The organism is Methylobacterium sp. Leaf93, assembly GCF_001422345.1.
GTDB classification, from domain to species: Bacteria; Pseudomonadota; Alphaproteobacteria; order Rhizobiales; family Beijerinckiaceae; genus Methylobacterium; species Methylobacterium bullatum.
On the sequence record NZ_LMMS01000028.1, the window covers coordinates 196,766 to 217,950 of the forward strand.

Genomic DNA, 21,185 nt, shown 5'->3' on the forward strand with positions numbered 1-21,185 from the left:
GCGAATGCCCCGGCGGCGATCCGCCAGGGGTTGTTGGAACACGAAGAATGTGCCCGGTGTGGTGAGCGATACGGCCCTACGCGGCGGTGGTGGGGGCCGTCTCCGCCTTGCCGCTGCGCATCAGCGCCACGAACCGCTCGAACAGGTAGTGGCTGTCGCGCGGGCCCGGCGAGGCTTCCGGGTGGTGCTGAACCGAGAAGGCCGGGCGGTCGGTGAGGGTAAGGCCGCAATTCGAGCCGTCGAACAGCGAGATGTGCGTCTCCACCGCCGTGTCGGGCAGGCTGGCCGGATCGACGGCGAAGCCGTGGTTCATCGAGACGATTTCGACCTTCCCCGTGGTCTTGTCCTTCACCGGGTGGTTGGCCCCGTGATGGCCCTGAGCCATCTTCACGGTGCGTCCGCCGAGCGCCAGACCCATGAGCTGGTGCCCAAGGCAGATGCCGAAGGTCGGCACCTTCTCGTTCAGAAGCTCGCGGATCACCGGGACCGCGTATTCGCCAGTGGCGGCCGGATCGCCCGGACCGTTCGAGAGGAAGACGCCGTCGGGCTTCATCGCCATGATCGCGGCGGCGGAGGTGGTGGCGGGCACGACGGTGACATCGCAGCCGGCCTCGGCGAGCAGGCGCAGGATGTTGCGCTTCACCCCGTAATCGATGGCGACGACCTTGAGGCCCGCGCCGATCTGGCGGCTGCCGTAGCCGCTCTTCACCGCCCAGGTCGTCTGCGACCAGTCGGACGTCTCGCGGCTCGTGACCGGCGGAACGAGGTCGAGTCCCTCCATCGGGGCAAGGGCGGCGGCGCGCGCCTTCAGTGCCTCGCGGTCGAACCGGCCTTCCGGATCGTTGGCGATGACGGCGTTGGGCATGCCTTGGTCGCGGATGAGGGCGGTGAGCGCCCGCGTGTCGATCCCGGTGATGCCGACGATGCCGCGCGCCTTCAGCCAGGCGTCGAGATGGCTCGACGAGCGCCAGCTCGATGGGTTGGTGACGGCCGAGGCGATGACCGCGCCGCGGACGCCGGAGGCCGGAGCCGCGTCGAGGCTCTCCAGGTCTTCGTCATTGGTGCCGGTATTGCCGATATGCGGAAAGGTGAAGGTGACGATCTGGCCGGCATAGGAGGGGTCGGTCAGGATCTCCTGGTAGCCGGTCATCGCCGTGTTGAAACAGACCTCGCCATCGGCGGCCCCGGTCTGGCCGATGCCGAATCCTTCGAGGACGGTGCCGTCGGCCAGCACGAGGAGGGCTGTCGCGACGGGCTCGGCCCAGGGTGCGGGCGTGGAGGAGGATTGCGCCGGGGCGCCTTCGTCTTGCAGCATCGTCGCGATCTCGCTTATGTCCGGCCGACCCATCGACGCCGGTGCGACGGCACGTGCGGGTGGCGCATTGTGCGGCGCTCATAACGAGCGGGCCGTGATGGGGTCAATGTGGCCCCTGTTCCCGACCGGCTCAACCACCTCGGTCGGCCGATCTCAGCAATTCGCAGACCATCCGGGCGCCGAGCCCAGCTATGACATTCCGCCGAGACGATTTTCAGGAGACGACCATGCTGCGCGCGCGCCTCACCACCGAGATGAAAGAGGCCATGAAGGCCGGCGACAAGGCCAAGCTCGCCACCGTGCGGATGATCCAGGCCGCCTTGAAGGACAAGGACATCGAGGCCCGTGGCCTCGGCAAGGAGCCGGCCTCCGAGGAGGAAATCCTCGCCCTGCTGCAGAAGATGATCAAGCAGCGCAACGAATCGGCCGGCGTCTACGACCAGGGCGGTCGTCCCGAGCTCGCCGAGACCGAGCGGGCCGAGGCCGCGATCATCGCCGGCTACCTGCCCCAGCAGATGGACGAAGCCGAGACCCGCGCCGCCATCGAGGGTGCCGTGGCCGAGACCGGCGCGGCCGGCCCGAAGGACATGGGCAAGGTCATCGCCGCCCTGAAGGGCAAGTTCGCCGGCCGGATGGATTTCGGCAAGGCGAGCGGTTTGGTCAAGGACGTGCTCAACGCCAAGGCCTGAAGGCCGGCATCCATCGAACGGACGGTGATGAGGCCCACTCGTCACCGTCTCATATCGAGGCGCGAGGGGCGGATGCGTCGAAGCGTTCGGGACTCCTTAAACGCTGTAGGCTAGACTGCCGGCCTGCAAAGGTCTGGTTCACCCGTGCGCTACCCACCCCACATCCTCGAAGAGATCAGGGCGCGGCTTCCCGCTTCCGACGTGGTCGGGCGGCGCGTGCGGCTGAAGAAGGCTGGCCGCGAGTGGCGCGGCCTGTCGCCGTTCAATTCGGAGAAGACCCCGTCCTTCTACGTCAACGACCAGAAGCAGTTCTATCACTGCTTCTCGTCCGGCAAGCACGGTGACGTCTTCACCTTCCTGATGGAGACCGAGGGCCTCAGCTTTCCCGAGGCGGTGGAGCGCCTGGCCGGGGAGGCGGGGGTGACCCTGCCCGCGCCAAGCGCCGATGCGCGGGAGATGGAGACGAAGCGCACCGGCGCTTTCGAGCTCATGGAACTGGCAGCTTCCTATTACGAGGACCAGCTCAAGGGCCGCCTCGGCACCAGCGCCCGCGCCTATCTCGACCGGCGCGAACTCGGCCCCGAGATCCGCTCGCGTTTCCGGCTCGGCTACGCCACGTCGGAGCGCTACGGCCTGCGCGATTATCTGGCCGCCAAGGACGTGGACAAGGAGCTGATGGCCGAACTCGGCCTGCTCGTCAGTGGCGACGACATCGCCGTCCCCTTCGACAAGTTCCGCGACCGGGTGATGTTTCCCATCACCGACAGCCGGGGCCGGGTCATCGCCTTCGGCGGCCGCGCGATGCAGGCCGACGCCAAGGCGAAGTACATGAATTCGCCGGAGACCCCGCTCTTCCACAAGGGGCAGGTGCTCTACAACCTGCATGGCGCCCGCAAGGCCGCCCATGATCGCGGGACGATCATCGCCGTGGAAGGCTATGTCGACGTCATCGCCATGACCATGGCCGGACACCCGAACGCGGTCGCCGGCCTCGGCACGGCCTTGACGGAGGAACAGCTGGCCCTGCTCTGGCGCCATGCCGACGAGCCGATTCTGTGTTTCGACGGCGACGGTGCGGGTCAGCGCGCGGCGTTCAAGGCCCTCGACGTGGCGCTGCCGGGGCTGACGCCGGGCAAGTCGCTCCGCTTCGCCCTCCTGCCGGAAGGGCAGGATCCCGACGACCTGCTCCGCTCGGCCGGCGCCTCGGCCATCGACCGGGTGCTCGACGGAGCCCGCCCCCTCGTGGAGGTGTTGTGGTCGCGCGCCACCGAATCGACGCCGACGGATACGCCCGAACGCAAGGCCGGCCTCGCTAAAAACCTGCGGGAGATGGTCGCCTCGATCCGCGACGAGACGGTGCGGCGGTTCTACAAGGACGAGATCGAGGGGCGCCTGCGCGCCCTTTCTCCCGGCGGCGGTGGCGGCGGCCAGCGCCGGACCGGCTACGAGCCCCGGAGCGGAGGAGGCTCGACGTTCCAGCGCAAGCCGAGGCCGGGAGACCCGCCGCCCTCGCCGCGAATCACCACGAAGTTCAATCCGCTCTTCGCCGGGTCGACGAATTCCGGCGGGACGGCTATGTTCAGGGATCGCGAGGCGATGATCGTCTCCAGTCTCCTCGCCCACCCGGAATTGTTGGGGATAGAAGCCGAGGATCTTGCGGCTCTGGAGCTCGACGATCCCGATGCGCAGGCGCTGCGGTCCCTCCTGCTGGACCAGGCGGCGGATGCCGATCAGCCCGATGTTGAGGTTCTGGAGAGCCGATTGCGGAGGGCGGGGCTCGACGGCGCAGCCACACGCCTTGCGACCCACGTTAGGCCGGGAGACCGCTGGACACTCGATTCGCACGCGGACCGGATGCGTCTGGAAGACGCATTGCGTCAGGCCGTGATCTTGCACCGGAAGTCTGGCGCGCTAAATAGCGAACTTCGCGCTGCCGAGAGAGCACTGGCCGAGGAGGGATCCGAGGCCAACTTCGCTTGGCTATGTGACGTCAAGGAACGTATGGCCGTGGTCGCAGGGGCGGAGGCGGACGCCGAAGTGCCAGAATCGGACGATACGGCGGCCGCGTAACCGCGACGAACCGGAATTTAGGGTGCCGCTTGCGGCACATGGTTAACAGTCGGTCAAGCGTAGCGCTTGTAGACCGGGACATGAGATATCGACGCGGTCGCCTCGTGCGCGCCGCACATCAAAGAGAATGGCGGCGTGGACGACGCGGAGTGAGCCGAACGCTCCCGCTCAACGCGACCAGGGCAACAATAGGCGGACCATGGCGACGAAGGCAACGGAACGGGACGAAACCGATGCTGCTCCTGAGCAACAGACGGACGGACCGCTCCTCGATCTGACCGATGCCTCGGTCAAGCGGATGGTGAAGCTCGCCAAGAAGCGCGGCTACATCACCTACGAGGAGATCAACGAGGTGCTGCCCGAGGGCCAGTCCGATCCGGACCAGCTCGAGGACGTGCTGTCGCAGCTCTCCGAGATGGGCATCAACGTCGTCGAGGCGGAAGAGACCGAGGATGCCGGTGGCGAGAAGCCGGCCAACGGCGAAGCCTCCGACGACGACGAGGCCGCCGAGGGGACGGAAGTCGCCGAGATCGCGCCGACCAAGCCCCTCGCCGTGCGCGAGACGACGGCCAAGGAGCCCACCGACCGGACCGACGATCCGGTGCGGATGTACCTGCGCGAGATGGGCTCGGTGGAGCTTCTCTCCCGCGAGGGCGAAATCGCCATCGCCAAGCGCATCGAGGCCGGCCGCGAAGCCATGATCGCGGGCCTCTGCGAGAGCCCGCTGACATTCCAGGCCATCATCATCTGGCGCGACGAGCTCGTCGACGGCCGCGTGCTCCTGCGCGACATCATCGATCTCGAAGCCACCTATGCCGGCCCGGACGCCAAGAATGCACCGCAGCTGACCGAGGGCGAGGAGGGCGACGAGGCCGAGGCGGAGGCACCGATCCCCGCCGAGGGCGGCGACGACGAAGACGACATGGAGAACAACGTCTCGCTCGCGGCGATGGAAGCCGAGATCAAGCCGCGCGTTCTCGAGACGTTCGACAACATCGCCAACAACTACAAGAAGCTGCGCAAGCTCCAGAACGAGCATGCCGACCTGAAGGCCGGCGGTGGCACGCAGACCTCCGCCCAGAGCCAGAAGCAGTCCGATTTCAAGGACACCGTCGTCGCCGACGTGAAGTCACTGTCCCTGAACTCGAACCGCATCGAGGCGCTCGTCGAGCAGCTCTACGACATCAACAAGCGCCTCATCAGCCACGAGGGCCGCCTCATGCGCTATGCCGAGAGCCACGGCGTCGCTCGTGACGAGTTCCTGCGCCACTACCAGGGCTGGGAGCTCGATCCGAACTGGATGGAGCGTGTCGGCAAGCTCGGTGGCAAGGGCTGGAAGAACCTGGTCGAGAAGGGCGCCAAGCAGGTCGCCGACCTGCGCGAGCAGATCCTGACGCTCGCCTCCGAGACCGGTCTCGAGATCGGCGAGTACCGCAAGATCGTCAACATGGTCCAGAAGGGCGAGCGCGAAGCCCGTCAGGCCAAAAAGGAGATGATTGAGGCCAATCTCCGCCTCGTGATCTCCATCGCCAAGAAATACACCAACCGCGGCCTGCAGTTCCTCGACCTCATTCAGGAAGGCAATATCGGCCTGATGAAGGCGGTCGATAAGTTCGAGTATCGCCGGGGCTACAAGTTCTCGACCTATGCCACCTGGTGGATCAGACAAGCGATCACCCGCTCGATCGCCGATCAGGCCCGCACCATCCGCATTCCGGTGCACATGATCGAGACGATCAACAAGATCGTTCGGACCTCGCGCCAGATGCTGCACGAAATCGGCCGCGAGCCGACTCCCGAGGAGCTGGCCGAGAAGCTGGCCATGCCTTTGGAAAAGGTCCGAAAGGTCCTGAAGATCGCCAAGGAGCCGATCTCTCTCGAGACGCCCATCGGCGACGAGGAGGATTCGCATCTCGGCGATTTCATCGAGGACAAGAACGTCGTTCTGCCGATCGATGCGGCGATCCAGTCGAACCTGCGCGAGACCACGACCCGCGTGCTGGCTTCGCTGACGCCGCGCGAGGAGCGTGTGCTCCGCATGCGCTTCGGCATCGGCATGAATACCGACCACACCCTCGAAGAGGTCGGTCAGCAATTCTCGGTGACCCGCGAGCGTATCCGTCAGATCGAGGCGAAGGCGCTGCGCAAGCTCAAGCACCCGAGCCGTTCGCGCAAGCTGCGGAGCTTCCTCGACAATTGAGGGCGGAACAGCCCTCTCTTTCGTGATGGGGGAGTGTCTATCGGAAACGACAATGGCGCACCGAAGGGTGCGCCATTGTCGTTTCCGATTACGTTTTCACGCTAGGGGAGGCTATACTTTGCCTCCGAGCCCTCATTGGTTCCCTGCCTGAGCCGGATCGAAGCCGCGCTTGCGCGAATAGATGCTTTCGGCGTCGGGCATGACGGCGCCCGCCACAGGGGGCACGCGCCCGGCGACGCGCTGCTTCTGTCGAGACCCATCCGTCCTGCAACCCGTGCAGAGAGAGGCGATGGCCCGTTCTCCGCGGCGGGCGATCCGCTCGTTGAAGACCGTCTGACGCCGGCTGCTGGCTTCGTTGGACTCCGAAAAGCTCGATGTCGTCGGAGAGCCGGCTTCGTCCCGCGATGCGGGGGGAGTCTGCACGGGAGTGTTGGCGGCGGGAAGCAGGACGGGACCGGCCTGCGCGGCCCCGGCAAGCGCCATGGCGATCACGAGGGCGACGGCGCGGGGTGCGATAGGCATGGGTGGTTCCGATGACGGGAGTAGAATCTCGGCATCACGTTTAGCCGGTGATCGTCATTTTCACCTTATCATGGCACCAATGGGACGATAATTCCCGTCGGACTTCGCGATGAACGGAGCGACAACCGTTGCCGCCCGGCCCACTCCGACCCACTTTGGAAACATGCTCGATCTTGGCCCGCCTCATCCCTCGCCGACTGCCGAAGCGGATGGGTCGGAGGCGAACGACGTGCCGTTCGGGTCCCTGCAGGAATGTGTCGCCCTGAGGGATTGGCTCCTGATCGAAGGAGCGCGCCTGCCGCAGGCGGACGACCTCCTGGCGGGGATGTCGGAGCGACTGATCGCCCTCGGCGTTCCCGTCGACCGGGCATCCACCGCCATCGACACGCTCCATTCCGAGTATTCCGGGGTCGGCCGATTCTGGACCCCCGAGAGCGGATCGACCGTGCGCCTGTTCCCGCATGGGGAAGCGTCCGACAAGGCCTATCACGACAGCCCGTTCTTCACCGTCCATGAGACCGGCGAATGGCTGATGGTCGACCTGAACGACGCGGATGATTTGCGATATTCGATCATCGGCGATCTCAAGGCCGGGGGCTATACGCATTACATCGTGGCGCCGCTGTTCTTCACCAACGGCTCGCGCAACGGCATCACCTTCGCGACCCGCGCCCCGGACGGATTCCGCGACGAGGACATCGCCATACTCCGGTTCGTCATGCCGACCCTGGCGGCGGTGATGGAGATGCGGATCGTCAACAAGACGCTGGATCAGGTCCTGCGCATCTATGTGGGCGACGAGCCCCACCGGGCGATCCTGTCCGGCGATATACGTCGCGGGCAGGTCAAGCGCATCCGCTCGGCCATCCTGTTCGCCGATATGCGAGACTACACCCAGATCTCCGCCAACATGACGCCCGAGGAGGCCGTTGACCTCCTCAACATCTTCTTCGATTGCCTGGTGCCGGCGGTGGAGCGGGAAGGCGGCGAGGTTCTGAAATATCTCGGCGACGGGCTGCTGGCGATCTTCCGCGAGCGCGGCGACGATCTCGGCGGGGCCGCCAAGGGCGCGCTCATCGCCGCTCGTTCCGCCCTCTCCGCCCTCGACGAGGCGAATGCCATCGGGCGTTTCGCGCAGCCCGTCGTTGCCGGCATCGCGCTCCACCACGGGGAGGCGGCCTACGGCAATGTCGGTTCCGGCGCGCGCCTCGACTTCACCGTCATCGGCCGCGACGTGAATCTGGCGAGCCGGCTCGCGCGCCTGAACAAGGTCCTCGGCGAACCGCTCCTGATGTCGAAGCCCTTCGTCGATTTCCTCTGGGACGAGTCGGAATCCCTCGGCGAGCACGCGCTCGACGGGTTCGCCGAACCGATGGGCGTCTACCGGCCGGGCCGGACACCGGCGGCACTCTGACACCGGCTGGCATATCAAACGGCGTTGGCGGGGATTGACCGGAGCGTGGTCCTTGCCCACATCTGGGGTGTTCCAGGGAGATCCCCGTCAAGGGGCTGAGAAACCGATGAGCGTGGACCACAAGTCCGTGCGGCGCGGAAATCCTTCGAACCTGAACCGGCTCATACCGGCGTAGGGATTGGACCGTGGGTTTTCCGTTCAGGGAAGCCCGGCACGCTTCGGATCGGAAGCTGAAGGACACCAATCTCTGCGGATCATCGCGGAGGTTCTTCTTGGACGTCTCAGCCACCCCGACTATCCTGTCGCGCCGGACGACCGGTCTCGTCATCGACGGCAACGCTCTGCCCGCGCGAAGCGACGTCGTGATCGTCGGCGCCGGTCTGATCGGCCTTTCCGCAGCCTGGCGCCTGGCTCGGGCGGGTCTCACCGTCACGGTGATCGAGCGTGACACCGTGGGCGCCGGGGCGAGTCTCGCGGCCACGGGGATGCTCGCGCCCGCGGCGGAACACGAACCGGGCTCCGATCCGCTGCTTCCCCTGGCCCTCGAGAGCCTCGCGCGCTGGCCGGGCTTTCGCGACGAACTCGAGGCCGCCTCCGGTATCGGCATCGATTACCGGGAGGAGGGGACCCTCGTCCTCGCCATCGGCCGCGACGAGGTCGACCGCCTACGCTTTCGGCACGACCTCCAGATCCGCTCCGGCCTCACGGCACGCTGGCTGTCGGGGACGGAGGTCCGTGCCCGCGAGCCGGCCCTTCGCCCTTCGGTCACCGCCGGCTTGTTCTGCGTGGAGGATCATCAGGTCGACCCGCCCCTCGTCATGGCGGCGCTCACCCGCGCGGCCCAGGCGGCCGGAGTGACCATCGTCGAGCGATGTCCGGCTGAAGCGCTGGATTGGGAGGGGGGACGCGTCCGGGGCGTCGCGACACCTCGAGGAACCGCCTCGGCCGGGACCGTGATTCTCGCGGCGGGCGCATGGAGCGGGCAGGCCGGGCTCCTGCCGGAGGAACTCGCCCTGCCGGTTCGGCCGATCCGCGGCCAGTCGCTGGCGCTGAAGACCACTGCCCGGACGGGCAACCTCTCGCACATGGTGTGGACGGAGCAGGTCCACATGGCCCCGAAGGCCGATGGCCATCTCATCGTGGGAGCCACGGTGGAGGATCGCGGCTTCGTTCCGGGTGTCACGGCCGGCGGTCTCTACGCGCTCCTGGAAGGGGCGCGACGCGTGTTGCCCGGCATCGAGGAGATGGAGGTCGCGGCGGTCTGGAGCGGTTTCCGGCCGACGTCCGACGACGATGCGCCGATCATCGACACGCTGGCGCCCGGCCTCGTGGCGGCCACCGGCCATCATCGCAACGGATACCTCCTGGCTCCCGCCACGGCCGACGCCGTCTGCGCCCTTCTCACCACCGGCGCACTGCCCGATTTCGCACGCGACTTCGGCCTCTCCCGATTCCGGCGGCCCGCGCGGGCCGAGAGGAGGGCTTTCGCATGAGGCTCACCATCAACGGGCACCCGCGCGAGGTCGAGGCGGCGGACCTGTCGACCCTCTTCCACATCGAGGCGGAGGAGACGGGGATCGAGAGCCCGCAGGGCATCGCCATCGCGCTGAACGGCACCGTCATCCGCCGTCGCGACTGGGAGACGACCCCTGTCGCCGAGGGCGACAAGGTCGAGATCGTGCGCGCCATGCAGGGCGGATAGTCGAGGGATCGGGATCATGAACGGACACACGATCGAAGCTGCTGCCGACGACGCGCTGGTCATCGCCGGCGTGAGCTTGGGCTCCCGCCTCTTCATCGGCACGGCGGGATATCCCACGCAGAGCATCATGGTCGATGCGGTGGAAGCCTCCGGGGCGGAGGTCGTCACCGCCTCGATCCGCCGCGTCTCCCTCCAGGGCCATGGCTCGGATACGGTGCGGCGCCTGAAGGGTTATCGCTTCCTGCCCAACACCGCCGGCTGCGAGACCGCCCGCGACGCGATCATGACGGCCGAACTGGCCCGCGAGGCGCTCGACACCAACTGGATCAAGGTCGAGGTCATCGGCGACCGCGAAACGCTCTATCCGGACGTGGCCGAGTTACTGGAAGCCTGTCGCCACCTCGTCGATGACGGGTTCGTTGTGCTGCCCTATTGCAACGACGATCCCGTCGTGTGCCAGCGGCTCGCCGATATCGGCTGCGCGGCGGTGATGCCGATGGGGTCGCTCATCGGCTCGGGGATGGGGGTCGCCAACCCCGCGAATCTCGAACTGATCTGCCGCCGCGCCAGCGTGCCGGTGATCGTGGATGCGGGGATCGGCACCGCCTCCGACGCCGTCGTGGCCATGGAACTCGGCGCCGCCGGCTGCCTCCTCAACACTGCCGTCGCCAAGGCCGACGACCCCGTCCGCATGGCCCGCGCCATGCGCCACGCCGTCGAAGCCGGCCGGCTCGCCCATCTCGCCGGCCGCATCCCCAAGCGGGGACGCGCCGAACCGTCGAGCCCGCAGCTCGGACTCGTGGGTTCGTGACGCGTAAGCTCTCGGGGCTTCTTCTGGTCACGGACCGGGCCGGAAGCCCGATGGGCTTGGTTGGGAGGGTCGAGGCGGCGCTGGCGGGCGGCGCCCGCTGGATCTGGTTCAGGGACCGCGACCTCGACGCGGTGTCACGCCGTGTCCTGGCCGAAGAGTTGATGGGGCCGGTACGGGACTTTGGGGCAAGGCTCATCGTCGGGGGGGATGTGGCCCTCGCGCGCGCCATCGGTGCCGACGGGGTTCATCTCGGCGGAGGGGCGATGCCCCCGGACATCGCGGCGGCGCGGCGGGCTCTTCCGCCCGGATGCCTTCTCGGCGTCTCGGCCCATTCACCCGTGGAGGTGAGCCGGGCCGCCGAAGCGGGCGTGGATTACGCCAGCCTCAGTCCCATTTTCGCGACACGAAGCAAGCCGGGATATGGGCCGGCGCTCGGCCCGGACGTCCTCGAACGTGGTCCCAGACCGACAATTCCGGTCTTCGCCCTTGGCGGCGTCACGCCGGCGAATGCGGGAGCTTGCCGCGACGCCGGGTTTTCCGGAATCGCCGTCATGGGCGGGGTCATGGCGGAGGTGGATTCACGAGCGGCGGTGCGCGCCTATCTCGATGCCTGGGAGACCTGGAGTTGAGCAGGCCTCGCAACGAAGCTCGCCGGTCCCGCGTCTTGGAACCGGCGACTCCCGGGGGCTGAACGAAGCGAAGGCGTTCAGTGTGCAGCGGGGCCGTAAGGGGGACGTGGGATGGCCCGGTGCGCCGCGCGCAGGGCCGCGGACCACCGTTCGCGCAGATCGTGGAAGTAGGATTCTCCCGCCTCGATCCGATGGCTCACTTCGAGGTCGAGCGCATTGCGACGGGCCACGGCGATATCGATGGGCAAACCCACGCCGAGATTCGACCGCATGGTCGAATCCATGGAGACGAGGCTCACCTTCAGGGCATCGTAGAGGTCCGTCTCGAACTTCACGGCCCGATCGAGGATGGGTTTGCCGTATTTGTGCTCACCGATCTGCAGGAACGGCGCATCGGTGCTGCACTCGATGAAATTGCCCGCCGAATAGATCAAGAATAGGCGCATGGGCTCGTTGCCGATCTGACCGCCGAACAGCAGCGAGATGGAGAACCGGAGATTGGCCGCCTCGAACCCGGCCTTCTCGATGGCGCGGACGCGACGGATCGCCTTGCCGATGAGCTGGGCGGCCTGGAACATCGTCGTGGTTTCAGTGAGCTTCAGCGTGGGCTCGCCGTCGTCGCCGGCAACGCCCTCGGCGAGCATGCTGAGCACCGATTGGGTCACGGAGAGGTTGCCGGCTGATGCCAGCATCATCACGCGCTCGCCGGGCACGTTGAAGTGATGCAGCTTGCGGTAGGTCGAGATGTCATCGAGGCCCGCATTGGTGCGGGTGTCGGCAACCATCACGAGCCCTTCCTCGACAAGGAGCCCGACGCAATAGGTCATGATACCGATACCCCTGATGGCCCGAGACTCTCAGGCCATTCTCGATGCTGTGACAGGCTAGACCTGGACGGCGGCCTGAGCCTGTTCGACGCGAAGCTTTACTTCGAGTGTCTCAGTCCCGCCACCCATCCGACTGCCTCTGATCGGGGCCGCACCTAAATAATCCAGCCCGATGGCGACGCGGATATGCGCCTCCGTCGTAGCGATACCATTGGCCGGGTCGAAACCCACCCATCCCAGACCGGGCACCAGAGCTTCCGCCCAAGCATGCCCCGATCCCAGGTCCTCCTCGCTGTCGGCATGGAAGAAATAGCCGGAAACGTAGCGAGCGGGAATTTCCAGATGCCGCGCGGCGGCGATGAAAATATGGGCAAGATCCTGGCAGACGCCTTTTCCGGCGGCGAAGGATTGCGCGGCGGTGGTGCTGGCGCTGGCCGGACCCGGCTCGAACGCGACCGTGTCGAAGACGGCGGCGAGAAGTCGGTGAAGGCAGGGGAGAACCGAGGAATCACCCTCGTCGACCACGCTCTTGGCGAAAGCCTGAAGCTCGGCATTGGCCGTCGCGAGATCGGAATCGCGAAGGTAGAACACGTCGGGCAGGCGTTCCACCGTGCCGCGGACGATGCCGTGCATCTCGTTGGTGTCGACTTCGCCGGTCACCCGGATCGTCAGGGCGTCGGCCGGCTCGTCGGCCGTGAACCAGTGGGTGACGTTGCCGAACCCGTCCTCGCGCTCGCTGATCCGCCCATCCACCGAGGGTTCGATCCGCCAGCGGCGGACATATTGCCCGTCATGGTCGCGTGGTCGAAGGCGAAGAAGCTGGATGAGACCCCGGGCCGGCTGCTCGTAGGTGTAGTTGGTCTCATGGAAGACGCGGATGCGCATGGACGTCTCTTGCAGAACTCGGGATCCGACGAAACCCTACACCAGATATTGTTCGATGACCGCCGCGCCGAGACGATTGTTCTCGACGATGAAGGCCGTGACGAACTCGTGCAGACCCGATCGGAAGACCCGGTCGATGTTCTCGCCTTCCAGGCGTGCGAGGGTGTTGCTCGCCAGGCGCTGGCTCGCGCCGCGGCGGCCATAGGCGTCGGCGATGAGATCGAGATGCTCCACCAGCATGCCGTAGCAATTGGTCAGGGAGCGCGGCATCTGCCGGTTGAGGATCAGCAGGTCGGCCACCAGGAGCGGCTTCACGCTCTCGCGATAGACCCAGTGATAGGCGTTGAAGGCCGAGACCTCGCGCAGGATCGTGGTCCACTGGAAATAATCGAGGCTGCCTCCGACCTTCTCCGTGGCCGGCAGAAGGATGCGATATTTCACGTCGAGGATGCGGGCGGTGTTGTCGGCCCGCTCGATGGCGGTGCCGAGCCGCGTGAACCAGTAGGCGTCGTTGCGCAGCATGGTGCGGTAGGCCGAGCCGTCGAAGGCGAGGGACACGCCCTTCACCCATTCGAGAAAGCGGCTGAACTCGTCGCGATTGAGATCGCGGCCTTCGTAGTTGCGCAGTTCGAGCCAGGCACCGTTGATCGCGTCCCACATCTCCGTGGTCAGGGCGGTGCGGACGGACCTGGCGTTCTCGCGCGCGGTCTCGATGCAGGAGCGGATCGAGGACGGGTTGTGAGGCGAGAAGGCGAGGAAGTTGCACACCGTCGCTTCGTTGACGCTGTCATAGAGCGGCTTGAACACCTCCGGGTCGCCCGCCGAGGCCAGGGCCGACGCCCACTCGTTGGTCTCGCCGCCACCATAGCTCGAGGGGAGGGCGGCGAGCCGATGGGCCGCATCGAGGATGCGGGCGACGAACTCGGCCCGCTCGGCGTAGCGCGAGAGCCAGTACAGATTGTCGGCGGTCCGGGACAGCATGGGCTTCCGTTAAGGCGATGGGCGAGAAAACGATCCACCCCGCATCCGGGGTGGGCTTTGACGTAGCGTCAGGCGTCCAGCACCCAGGTATCCTTGGTGCCCCCGCCCTGGCTCGAATTGACGACGAGCGACCCTTCCTTGAGGGCGACGCGGGTCAGGCCGCCGGGAACGATCCGGATCTCGTCGGAGCCGCATAGCACGAAGGGCCGCAGGTCGACGTGGCGCGGCGCGACGCCGGATGCGACGAAGGTCGGGCAGGTGGACAGCGCCAGGGTCGGCTGGGCGATGAACCCGTCCGGCGCATGCCGCAATTTGCGGCTGAAATCCTCGATCTCCCGCTTGGTGGCGTGCGGGCCCACCAGCATGCCGTAGCCGCCCGATCCGTTGACTTCCTTCACGACGAGGTCGGCGAGGTTGTCCATCACGTAGGAGAAGGCCTCTTTCTCGCGGCAGCGATAGGTCGGCACGTTGTGCAGGATCGGCTCCTCGCCGGTGAAGAACTTCACGATCTCCGGCATGTAGCTGTAGACGGCCTTGTCGTCCGCGATGCCGGTGCCGACCGCGTTGGCGAGGGTCACCGTCCCGCGCTCGTAGGCGTTCATCAGGCCGGGCACGCCGAGCACCGAATCGGGCCGGAACACCAGGGGGTCGAGGAAGTCGTCGTCGAGGCGGCGATAGATCACGTCCACCCGGCGCGGGCCTTCCGTGGTGCGCATGTAGACCACGTCGTCCTTGGTGAAGAGGTCGGAGGCCTCCACCAGGTCGACGCCGAGCTTGTCGGCCAGGAACGAGTGTTCGTAGAACGCGGAATTGTAGCGGCCCGGGGTGAGCAGCACGACGGAGGGGTCGCGCGTCGCCGTCTGCGGGGCGAGACTGCGCAGGGTCGCCAGGAGCGCGTCGGGATAGTTCTCCACCGGCGCCACGCGATGGCGCGAGAACAGTTCCGGGAAGAGCCGCAGCATCACCTCCCGGTTCTCCAGCATGTAGGAGACGCCGGACGGCGTGCGGGCATTGTCCTCCAGCACGAAGAAGTCGTTCTCGCCGGTGCGGACGATGTCGATGCCGGCGATGTGGACGTAGAGGTCGTGCGGGACTTTGAAGGCCCGCATCTCCATCCGGTAATGCGGGTTGCGATAGACCAGATCGGCTGGAATGATTCCGGCCTTGATGCATTCCTGGGCGCCATAGATGTCGCTGAGGAAGGCATTGATCGCCGTGACGCGCTGCTTCAGCCCCCGCTCGAGGAAGCTCCATTCCGGCTTCGTGATCACCCGTGGGATGATGTCGAAGGGAATCAGCCGTTCGGTGGATTCGTTGGCACCGTAGACGGCGAAAGTGATGCCGATGCGCCGGAAGAGCATCTCGGCCTGGCTGCGCCGCGTGTTGAAGTGCTCGGGCGGCGTCGTCTCGAGCCACGATTTCAGGCTGTCATAGGCTTCGCGAACCGAGGCATCGCCCAGGGCGGCTCCCGGTATCCCATTCATTTCGTCGAACGCAGCGAGCGCCATTCGCGCCTCCCCTTTTATCCCGGCATCTTCGCAAGAGGCGCGCCACCGGGACGATGTGCGCTTCGCAGCAGACCGATGGTGTCGTCCGATCACCGCGGAGCGAACGATCCGCCGCGATCCGATCGTCAGAGTAGCACGTTCACATCAGCTTCAACCCCTTCAGGCTCGCGTGTCCATCCCGGCCGAGGATGACGTGGTCGTGGACGACGATCCCCAGCGGGTCGAGGATCGCCACGATCTCCCGCGTCATCCTGATGTCGGCCGCCGACGGCGCCGGATCGCCGGAGGGGTGGTTGTGCGCGAGGATGATGGCGGTGGCCGAGAGTTCGAGGGCGCGGCGGGCCACCTCCCTCGGATAGACCGGGGTGTGATCGACGGTGCCGCGGCCCTGGACCTCGTCGGCGATGAGGTGGTTGCGCTTGTCGAGGAACAGCACGCGGAACTGCTCGCGCGGCGAGAACGCCATGGTGGCGCGGCAATATTCCAGGAGCGCCGCCCAAGAGGAGAGCAGGGGTCGCGCGGCGATGGCGCCCCTCGCCAGGCGATGGCCCGCCGCCTCGATAAGCTTGAGATCGGCGATGACGCCCTGGCTCACGCCTTCCACCTCCGCGAGGCGGTTCGGCTCCGCGCTCACCACTTCGGCGAAACTGCCGAAGCGGCGGATCAGGGCTTTGGCCAGGGGCTTCACGTCCCGCCGCGGGATGGCGCGGAAGAGGACGAGTTCGAGGAGTTCGTAATCCGGCAGGGCATCCGCCCCGGCCTGGGCGAAGCGCGCCCGCAGCCGGTCGCGGTGCCCGAGATAATGGGGAGCGTCCGGGGCCGCCTCGCCGGCGGGCGATTCGAGGGGGAGGCGCGGCATCGTCTTGCCTCCGGATCCCGGCATCGTCAGGCGGAGGGGGCGATCGGCTGATGCAGGCCCTTGGGCGAGAAGGTGAAGACCTCGACCCCCGTCTCCGTCACCGCCACCGTGTGCTCGAACTGCGCCGAGAGCGAGCGATCCCGCGTCACCGCGGTCCAGCCGTCGGAGAGCACCTTCACCGCCGGGCGGCCGAGATTGATCATGGGCTCGACCGTGAAGAACTGCCCCGGCTCGAAGGCTACGTCGTAGCTCGGCTCGACATAGTGCAGGATGGTCGGGGCGTCGTGATAGATGCGCCCGAGGCCGTGCCCGCAGAAATCGCGCACCACGGAGCAGCGCTCGGCTTCGGCATAAGCCTGAATCGCCCGGCCGATATCCGTGGTGGAGCCGCCCGGCTTGATCGCGGCGATACCCCGCATGAGGCATTCGTGGGTGATCTCACACAGGCGTGCCGCCTTGCGCGGCACCTCGCCGACATAGGCCATGCGGCTGCTGTCGCCATGCCAGCCGTCGACGATGAGGCAGATGTCGAGATTGACGATGTCGCCGTCGCGCAGGGGCTTGTCGTTGGGGATGCCGTGGCAGACCACGTGGTTGATCGAGGTGCAGATCGACTTCGGGTAGCCGCGATACAGCAGCGAGGCCGGGTAGGCGCCGTTGTCCATGGCGAATTCGTAGGCGAGGCGGTCCAACGCCTCGGTGGTCACGCCGGGGGCGGTGGCCTCCATCAGCACGTCGAGGGCCTCCGCCGTGAGGCGGCCGGCCTTGCGCATGCCCTCGAACCCTTCGGGACCGTGAATCGGCGGCCGAGGCGCGCGGCGACCGCCTTCGACGACGGCCTGTTCGTTCTGGGTCATGAGGAACGTGGTTTCGTAAGAGCGGCTGAGAGACATACCTCTCTACGGCGGCCTGCGCGGGAGGCCAAGCCTCGACGAGACCGGCTTTTTGCTGGGCTTGGGGAATCGTCGGCGCTAGGCTTGAGGGCGACGAGCGGGTAGAGAATGGCCCGGACGGAGCAATGGTGCCCGGGCGGGGCTCGGCCCCGGCGGGACGGAGGCAGGATCGGGCGATGGCTGACAAGGCGGTGCCGCATTTCCACAACGACCTCGGAGTTGCCCTGATCGAAGTGGGCTCCAAGGAGTTCATGTGCATCGGCGCCAAGCCGCCCTTCGATCATCCGCACGTCTTCCTCGACATGGGGACCGACGACGAGATCATCTGCCAGTATTGCTCGACGCTCTACCGCTATCGCGCCGGCCTGAAGGCCGGCACGGCCGATCCGGCCGCCGCCGTCTGGGACGAAAACGGCGCGAAGGCCGCCTGATCGCACACGATTCGCGAGGGCGAGATCCGCAGGTGTCCGACGGTTCCCATGGGTCCCGAGCCCCTCACGCCGCCCCCGGCCTCGCCGTCGCCATCGTCGGCGCGGGCATAGGAGGCCTGACCGCCGCCCTCGCCCTGGATGCGGCAGGGCATGAGGTGACGCTCGTCGAGCGCAGGACCGGGTTCAGCGAGGTCGGCGCCGGCCTGCAACTCTCCCCGAATGCCAGCCGCGTGCTGATCTCCCTCGGCCTCGGCGCCGCCCTGCGCCGGGCGGCGAGCGAGCCGCCACGGGTGGTGGTGCGTGCCCTCGGGACCGGCCGCGAGATCGGCGGCGTCGAACTCGGGGCCGAACTGCGCGGCCGCCACGGCGCGCCCTATTACGTCATCCATCGGGCCGACCTGCAGACGCTCCTGCTCGATGCCGTGCGCAGCCGGCCGGGTATCCGCCTGCTGATGGGGCGGGACGTCAGGGGGCTCGCCGAATCGGACACCTCCGTCGAGCTGACCCTGGAAAGCGGCCAAGGCTCGCGATCCGAGACGCTGGCCGTCGACCTCGTGGTGGGGGCCGATGGCGTGCGCTCCACCCTGCGCGGCCATTTCGACGGCAGGCGGTTGCGGTCCTGCGGCGAGGCCGCCTGGCGCGCCACGATCCCGCGCGATGCCGCGCCACCGGAATTGCAGGGCGACGAGACCGGCCTGTGGCTCGGGCGCCGCCGCCACGTGGTGCATTACCCGATCCAGGGCGGGCGGAGCATCAACATCGTGGCCGTGGTGCCCGAGCGCCTCGGCAGCGAGGATTGGGGCCAGCTCGGCGAACCCGCCGTCCTGCGCGCGCAGTTTCCGGACGCGACCCCGGTTCTGGCCGAGCTCCTGACCGCGCCGGATTCCTGGCTGGTCTGGTCGCTGGTCGACCGGCCGACGGCGCGGCCCATGGCGCGGGGCCGGGTGGCCCTCATCGGCGACGCGGCCCATCCGGTCCTGCCGTTCCTGGCGCAGGGGGCGGCGCTGGCCATCGAGGACGCGGCCGTCTTCGCCCTGACCCTGCAGGCCGACGACGTGGCGGCGTCCCTGGCGGCTTATGCCGGCCTGCGCGCCCCCCGCACCCGGCGCGTGCAATCGGCCGCGCGCGGCAATGGCCGGACCTACCATGCGGGCGGGCTCGTCGGTTTTGCCCGCAACCTCGTCATGCGCCGCCTCGGTCCCGCCGGGATGGGCCGCCGCTACGACTGGCTCTACGGCTGGGCTCCGTGACGGCAGCAGCGGGTCGTGGTGCCTTGATCTCCCGCCCGTGCATCGCTACCCCTCGTGGCGGCATGCGGACGTGGCGAAACCGGTAGACGCACGAGACTTAAAATCTTGCGGCTGAAAGGCTGTGCGGGTTCGAGTCCCGCCGTCCGCACCATCGCCCGCGTCGAACCGCGATGGCCTGAATCGTGCTGAGCCGATCCGGTCATTGATCGTACCGCGCGGCGACCGATCTATCGCCTGCGAGACGAGCCCTCTACGTTCCTGACAGCAGGTGGCTTCGCATCAGCGAGGGAAGGATCTGCCATGACCGAACTTCACCCGGAAGTCGCAGCCGTCACCGAGCGCGTGGTGACGCGCTCCAAGGCGAGCCGGCACGCCTATCTCGACCTGATCGCCCGCGAACGCGACGGCGGCGTGCATCGGCCGATGCTCAATTGCGGCAACCTCGCCCATGGCTTCGCGGCCTCCGGCGAGGACAAGCCGGCGATCAAGGCCGGCCGGGGCATGAATATCGGCATCGTCACCGCCTATAACGACATGCTGTCGGCGCATCAGCCCTACGGTCGCTACCCGGAGCAGATGAAGCTGTTCGCCCGCGAGGTCGGTGCCACGGCCCAGGTCGCCGGCGGCGTGCCGGCCATGTGCGACGGCGTCACCCAAGGCCAGCGCGGCATGGAGCTGTCGCTGTTCTCGCGCGACACCATCGCGCTCTCCACGGCGGTGGGGCTCAGCCACGGCATGTTCGACGGGGCGGCCCTGCTCGGCATCTGCGACAAGATCGTGCCGGGCCTGCTCATCGGGGCGCTGCGCTTCGGCCACCTGCCGCAGATCCTGATCCCGGCCGGGCCGATGCCCTCGGGCCTTGCCAACAAGGAGAAGCAGCGCATCCGCCAGCTCTATGCCGAGGGCAAGGTCGGCCGCGACGAGCTGCTGGAATCGGAATCCGCGTCCTATCACGGGGCGGGGACCTGCACCTTCTACGGCACCGCCAATTCCAACCAGATGATGATGGACGTGATGGGCCTGCACATGCCCGGCGCCTCTTTCATCAATCCCGGCACGAAGCTGCGCCAGGCGGTGACCCGCGCGGCCGTCCACCGGCTCACGGAGATCGGTGCGGCCGGCAACGATTACCGGCCCCTCGGGCGCTGCGTCGACGAGAAGGCGATCGTCAATGCGATCATCGGCCTGTTGGCCACCGGCGGCTCCACCAACCACGCCATCCACCTGCCGGCCATCGCCAGGGCCGCCGGGATCATCGTCGACTGGGAGGATTTCGACAGGCTCTCGGCGGTCATCCCGCAGGTGGCCAAGGTCTATCCCAACGGCTCCGGGGACGTGAACCACTTCCACGCGGCGGGCGGCATGTCCTACGTCATCGCCAGCCTGATCGATGCGGGCCTGCTGCACGACGACATCCTCACCGTGGCCGGCGGGCGCCTGCGCGACCATGCCCGCGACCCGAAACTCATCGAGGACGAACTCGTGTTCGAGGACGCCCCCGCTTCCTCCCATGACGAGAGCATCCTGCGCGGCCCGGCGAACGCCTTCCAGCCGGATGGCGGGATGCGGCTGGTGAAGGGCAATCTCGGCCGAGCCACCTTCAAGACCAGCGCCGTCGATCCCTCGCGCTGGACGGTGGAGGCCCCGGCCCGGGTGTTCGACGATCAGGACGACGTCATGGCCGCCTTCAAGGCTGGCGAACTGGAGCGGGACGTGGTCGTCGTCGTGCGCTTCCAGGGGCCGAAAGCCAATGGAATGCCCGAATTGCACAAGCTCACGCCGCAGCTCGGCGTCCTGCAGGATCGCGGCTTCCGTGTCGCCCTCATCACCGACGGGCGCATGTCCGGTGCGTCGGGCAAGGTGCCGGCGGCGATCCATCTCAGCCCGGAGGCCCTCGGCGGCGGTCCGCTCGGCAAGCTGCGCGACGGCGACATCGTCCGCCTCAGCGCCGAGGACGGAACGCTCCAGGCCATCGTCGACCCGGTGGAATGGGAGGCGCGGGAGGGCGCCACCGCGCCGCCGCCGGCTTTCGGGACCGGCCGCGAACTCTTCGCCTTCATGCGCCACGGGGCGGACGGGGCGGAGCAGGGTGCCTCCGCCATGCTCGCCGCCGCGGGATTGTAGGGCGGTCCTATTATAGGAAGTCTTGCGGCCCATCGGTTCGCGCGTGTCTCCGAGACGGGAAGCAAAGCGCGGTTC

General features: G+C 67.3%; 19 protein-coding genes, 1 tRNA gene and 1 riboswitch. Of the genes, 12 read left to right on the plus strand and 8 right to left on the minus strand.

Features of this window, described 5'->3' with window-relative positions; genetic code table 11:
• Positions 1-76: 76 nt before the first annotated feature.
• Complete coding sequence (carA, locus tag ASF26_RS18610) at positions 77-1,315, minus strand: glutamine-hydrolyzing carbamoyl-phosphate synthase small subunit (protein ID WP_056257459.1); 1,239 nt, start codon at positions 1,313-1,315, stop codon at positions 77-79.
• 227 nt (positions 1,316-1,542) lie between these two features.
• On the opposite strand from carA, the gene ASF26_RS18615 reads away from it, so the two are divergent.
• The 3 genes from ASF26_RS18615 to rpoD all read left to right on the plus strand — a co-directional run bounded on the left by ASF26_RS18615 (position 1,543) and on the right by rpoD (position 6,274).
• The gene (locus tag ASF26_RS18615) at positions 1,543-2,004 is read left to right on the plus strand and encodes a GatB/YqeY domain-containing protein (RefSeq protein ID WP_056257596.1); all 462 of its coding nucleotides are present in this window, start codon (positions 1,543-1,545) and stop codon (positions 2,002-2,004) included.
• Positions 2,005-2,148: 144 nt separating this feature from the next.
• The gene (dnaG, locus tag ASF26_RS18620) at positions 2,149-4,074 is read left to right on the plus strand and encodes a DNA primase (RefSeq protein WP_082477700.1); all 1,926 of its coding nucleotides are present in this window, start codon (positions 2,149-2,151) and stop codon (positions 4,072-4,074) included.
• Positions 4,075-4,273: 199 nt separating this feature from the next.
• Positions 4,274-6,274, plus strand: coding sequence for an RNA polymerase sigma factor RpoD (gene rpoD, locus ASF26_RS18625; protein WP_056257466.1), 2,001 nt, complete (start codon positions 4,274-4,276; stop codon positions 6,272-6,274).
• Positions 6,275-6,406: 132 nt separating this feature from the next.
• Here the strand turns inward: rpoD and ASF26_RS18630 are convergent, their stop codons facing one another.
• On the minus strand, positions 6,407-6,796 hold the full coding sequence (locus tag ASF26_RS18630; RefSeq protein ID WP_056257469.1) for a hypothetical protein: 390 nt from the start codon (positions 6,794-6,796) through the stop codon (positions 6,407-6,409).
• 163 nt (positions 6,797-6,959) lie between these two features.
• On the opposite strand from ASF26_RS18630, the gene ASF26_RS18635 reads away from it, so the two are divergent.
• The 5 genes from ASF26_RS18635 to ASF26_RS18655 all read left to right on the plus strand — a co-directional run bounded on the left by ASF26_RS18635 (position 6,960) and on the right by ASF26_RS18655 (position 11,352).
• The gene (locus tag ASF26_RS18635; RefSeq protein WP_056257474.1) at positions 6,960-8,210 is read left to right on the plus strand and encodes an adenylate/guanylate cyclase domain-containing protein; all 1,251 of its coding nucleotides are present in this window, start codon (positions 6,960-6,962) and stop codon (positions 8,208-8,210) included.
• Between the two features lie 65 nt (positions 8,211-8,275).
• Positions 8,276-8,406: riboswitch (TPP riboswitch) on the plus strand.
• Positions 8,407-8,506: 100 nt separating this feature from the next.
• Positions 8,507-9,703 (plus strand): glycine oxidase ThiO, encoded by a 1,197-nt coding sequence (gene thiO, locus ASF26_RS18640; protein ID WP_244475992.1) that lies wholly within the window; start codon positions 8,507-8,509, stop codon positions 9,701-9,703.
• Positions 9,700-9,912, plus strand: a complete 213-nt coding sequence (gene thiS / locus ASF26_RS18645; RefSeq protein WP_056257477.1) for a sulfur carrier protein ThiS — start codon at positions 9,700-9,702, stop codon at positions 9,910-9,912. Before thiO ends, thiS begins: the two co-directional genes overlap by 4 nt.
• 16 nt (positions 9,913-9,928) lie before the next feature.
• Positions 9,929-10,723 (plus strand): thiazole synthase, encoded by a 795-nt coding sequence (locus ASF26_RS18650; RefSeq protein WP_018044841.1) that lies wholly within the window; start codon positions 9,929-9,931, stop codon positions 10,721-10,723.
• The gene (locus ASF26_RS18655) at positions 10,720-11,352 is read left to right on the plus strand and encodes a thiamine phosphate synthase (RefSeq protein WP_280136366.1); all 633 of its coding nucleotides are present in this window, start codon (positions 10,720-10,722) and stop codon (positions 11,350-11,352) included. Before ASF26_RS18650 ends, ASF26_RS18655 begins: the two co-directional genes overlap by 4 nt.
• Before the next feature lie 77 nt (positions 11,353-11,429).
• On the opposite strand, the gene ASF26_RS18660 is transcribed toward ASF26_RS18655, so the two are convergent.
• The 6 genes from ASF26_RS18660 to map all read right to left on the minus strand — a co-directional run bounded on the left by ASF26_RS18660 (position 11,430) and on the right by map (position 17,269).
• Positions 11,430-12,179 carry a hypothetical protein gene (locus ASF26_RS18660; protein WP_056257482.1) on the minus strand — a complete coding sequence of 250 codons (750 nt, stop codon included), beginning with the start codon at positions 12,177-12,179 and terminating at the stop codon, positions 11,430-11,432.
• 57 nt (positions 12,180-12,236) lie between these two features.
• Positions 12,237-13,064: a transglutaminase family protein gene (locus tag ASF26_RS18665; protein ID WP_056257485.1), complete on the minus strand. Its 828-nt coding sequence runs from the start codon at positions 13,062-13,064 to the stop codon at positions 12,237-12,239.
• A 36-nt stretch (positions 13,065-13,100) separates the two neighbouring features.
• Entirely contained in the window at positions 13,101-14,045 is a 945-nt protein-coding gene (locus ASF26_RS18670) for an alpha-E domain-containing protein (protein ID WP_018044837.1), read from the minus strand.
• Positions 14,046-14,113: 68 nt separating this feature from the next.
• On the minus strand, positions 14,114-15,553 hold the full coding sequence (locus ASF26_RS18675) for a circularly permuted type 2 ATP-grasp protein (RefSeq protein WP_018044836.1): 1,440 nt from the start codon (positions 15,551-15,553) through the stop codon (positions 14,114-14,116).
• A 139-nt stretch (positions 15,554-15,692) separates the two neighbouring features.
• On the minus strand, positions 15,693-16,412 hold the full coding sequence (radC, locus tag ASF26_RS18680; RefSeq protein ID WP_056257603.1) for a DNA repair protein RadC: 720 nt from the start codon (positions 16,410-16,412) through the stop codon (positions 15,693-15,695).
• A gap of 26 nt (positions 16,413-16,438) precedes the next feature.
• Positions 16,439-17,269, minus strand: a complete 831-nt coding sequence (map, locus tag ASF26_RS18685) for a type I methionyl aminopeptidase (protein WP_018044834.1) — start codon at positions 17,267-17,269, stop codon at positions 16,439-16,441.
• A 212-nt stretch (positions 17,270-17,481) separates the two neighbouring features.
• Between map and ASF26_RS18690 the strand changes: the two genes are divergently transcribed.
• From ASF26_RS18690 to edd, 4 genes are all read left to right on the plus strand, one after another.
• Positions 17,482-17,736: a zinc-finger domain-containing protein gene (locus ASF26_RS18690; RefSeq protein ID WP_056257488.1), complete on the plus strand. Its 255-nt coding sequence runs from the start codon at positions 17,482-17,484 to the stop codon at positions 17,734-17,736.
• A gap of 32 nt (positions 17,737-17,768) precedes the next feature.
• The gene (locus tag ASF26_RS18695) at positions 17,769-18,986 is read left to right on the plus strand and encodes an FAD-dependent monooxygenase (RefSeq protein WP_056257492.1); all 1,218 of its coding nucleotides are present in this window, start codon (positions 17,769-17,771) and stop codon (positions 18,984-18,986) included.
• A 64-nt stretch (positions 18,987-19,050) separates the two neighbouring features.
• A tRNA-Leu gene (locus ASF26_RS18700) sits at positions 19,051-19,137 on the plus strand.
• A gap of 149 nt (positions 19,138-19,286) precedes the next feature.
• Complete coding sequence (gene edd, locus ASF26_RS18705; RefSeq protein WP_056257495.1) at positions 19,287-21,110, plus strand: phosphogluconate dehydratase; 1,824 nt, start codon at positions 19,287-19,289, stop codon at positions 21,108-21,110.
• Positions 21,111-21,185 lie beyond the last annotated feature (75 nt).

What these genes read in the sequence shown, in the direction of transcription:
- carA (WP_056257459.1), bottom strand. Translation starts at nt 1,315, where the DNA reads ATGCTGCAAGACGAAGGCGCCCCGGCGCAATCCTCCTCCACGCCCGCA.
- ASF26_RS18615 (WP_056257596.1), top strand. Translation starts at nt 1,543, where the DNA reads ATGCTGCGCGCGCGCCTCACCACCGAGATGAAAGAGGCCATGAAGGCC.
- rpoD (WP_056257466.1), top strand. Translation starts at nt 4,274, where the DNA reads ATGGCGACGAAGGCAACGGAACGGGACGAAACCGATGCTGCTCCTGAG.
- ASF26_RS18630 (WP_056257469.1), bottom strand. Translation starts at nt 6,796, where the DNA reads ATGCCTATCGCACCCCGCGCCGTCGCCCTCGTGATCGCCATGGCGCTT.
- ASF26_RS18635 (WP_056257474.1), top strand. Translation starts at nt 6,960, where the DNA reads ATGCTCGATCTTGGCCCGCCTCATCCCTCGCCGACTGCCGAAGCGGAT.
- thiS (WP_056257477.1), top strand. Translation starts at nt 9,700, where the DNA reads ATGAGGCTCACCATCAACGGGCACCCGCGCGAGGTCGAGGCGGCGGAC.
- ASF26_RS18650 (WP_018044841.1), top strand. Translation starts at nt 9,929, where the DNA reads ATGAACGGACACACGATCGAAGCTGCTGCCGACGACGCGCTGGTCATC.
- ASF26_RS18660 (WP_056257482.1), bottom strand. Translation starts at nt 12,179, where the DNA reads ATGACCTATTGCGTCGGGCTCCTTGTCGAGGAAGGGCTCGTGATGGTT.
- ASF26_RS18665 (WP_056257485.1), bottom strand. Translation starts at nt 13,064, where the DNA reads ATGCGCATCCGCGTCTTCCATGAGACCAACTACACCTACGAGCAGCCG.
- ASF26_RS18670 (WP_018044837.1), bottom strand. Translation starts at nt 14,045, where the DNA reads ATGCTGTCCCGGACCGCCGACAATCTGTACTGGCTCTCGCGCTACGCC.
- ASF26_RS18675 (WP_018044836.1), bottom strand. Translation starts at nt 15,553, where the DNA reads ATGGCGCTCGCTGCGTTCGACGAAATGAATGGGATACCGGGAGCCGCC.
- radC (WP_056257603.1), bottom strand. Translation starts at nt 16,412, where the DNA reads ATGCCGCGCCTCCCCCTCGAATCGCCCGCCGGCGAGGCGGCCCCGGAC.
- map (WP_018044834.1), bottom strand. Translation starts at nt 17,269, where the DNA reads ATGACCCAGAACGAACAGGCCGTCGTCGAAGGCGGTCGCCGCGCGCCT.
- ASF26_RS18690 (WP_056257488.1), top strand. Translation starts at nt 17,482, where the DNA reads ATGGCTGACAAGGCGGTGCCGCATTTCCACAACGACCTCGGAGTTGCC.
- edd (WP_056257495.1), top strand. Translation starts at nt 19,287, where the DNA reads ATGACCGAACTTCACCCGGAAGTCGCAGCCGTCACCGAGCGCGTGGTG.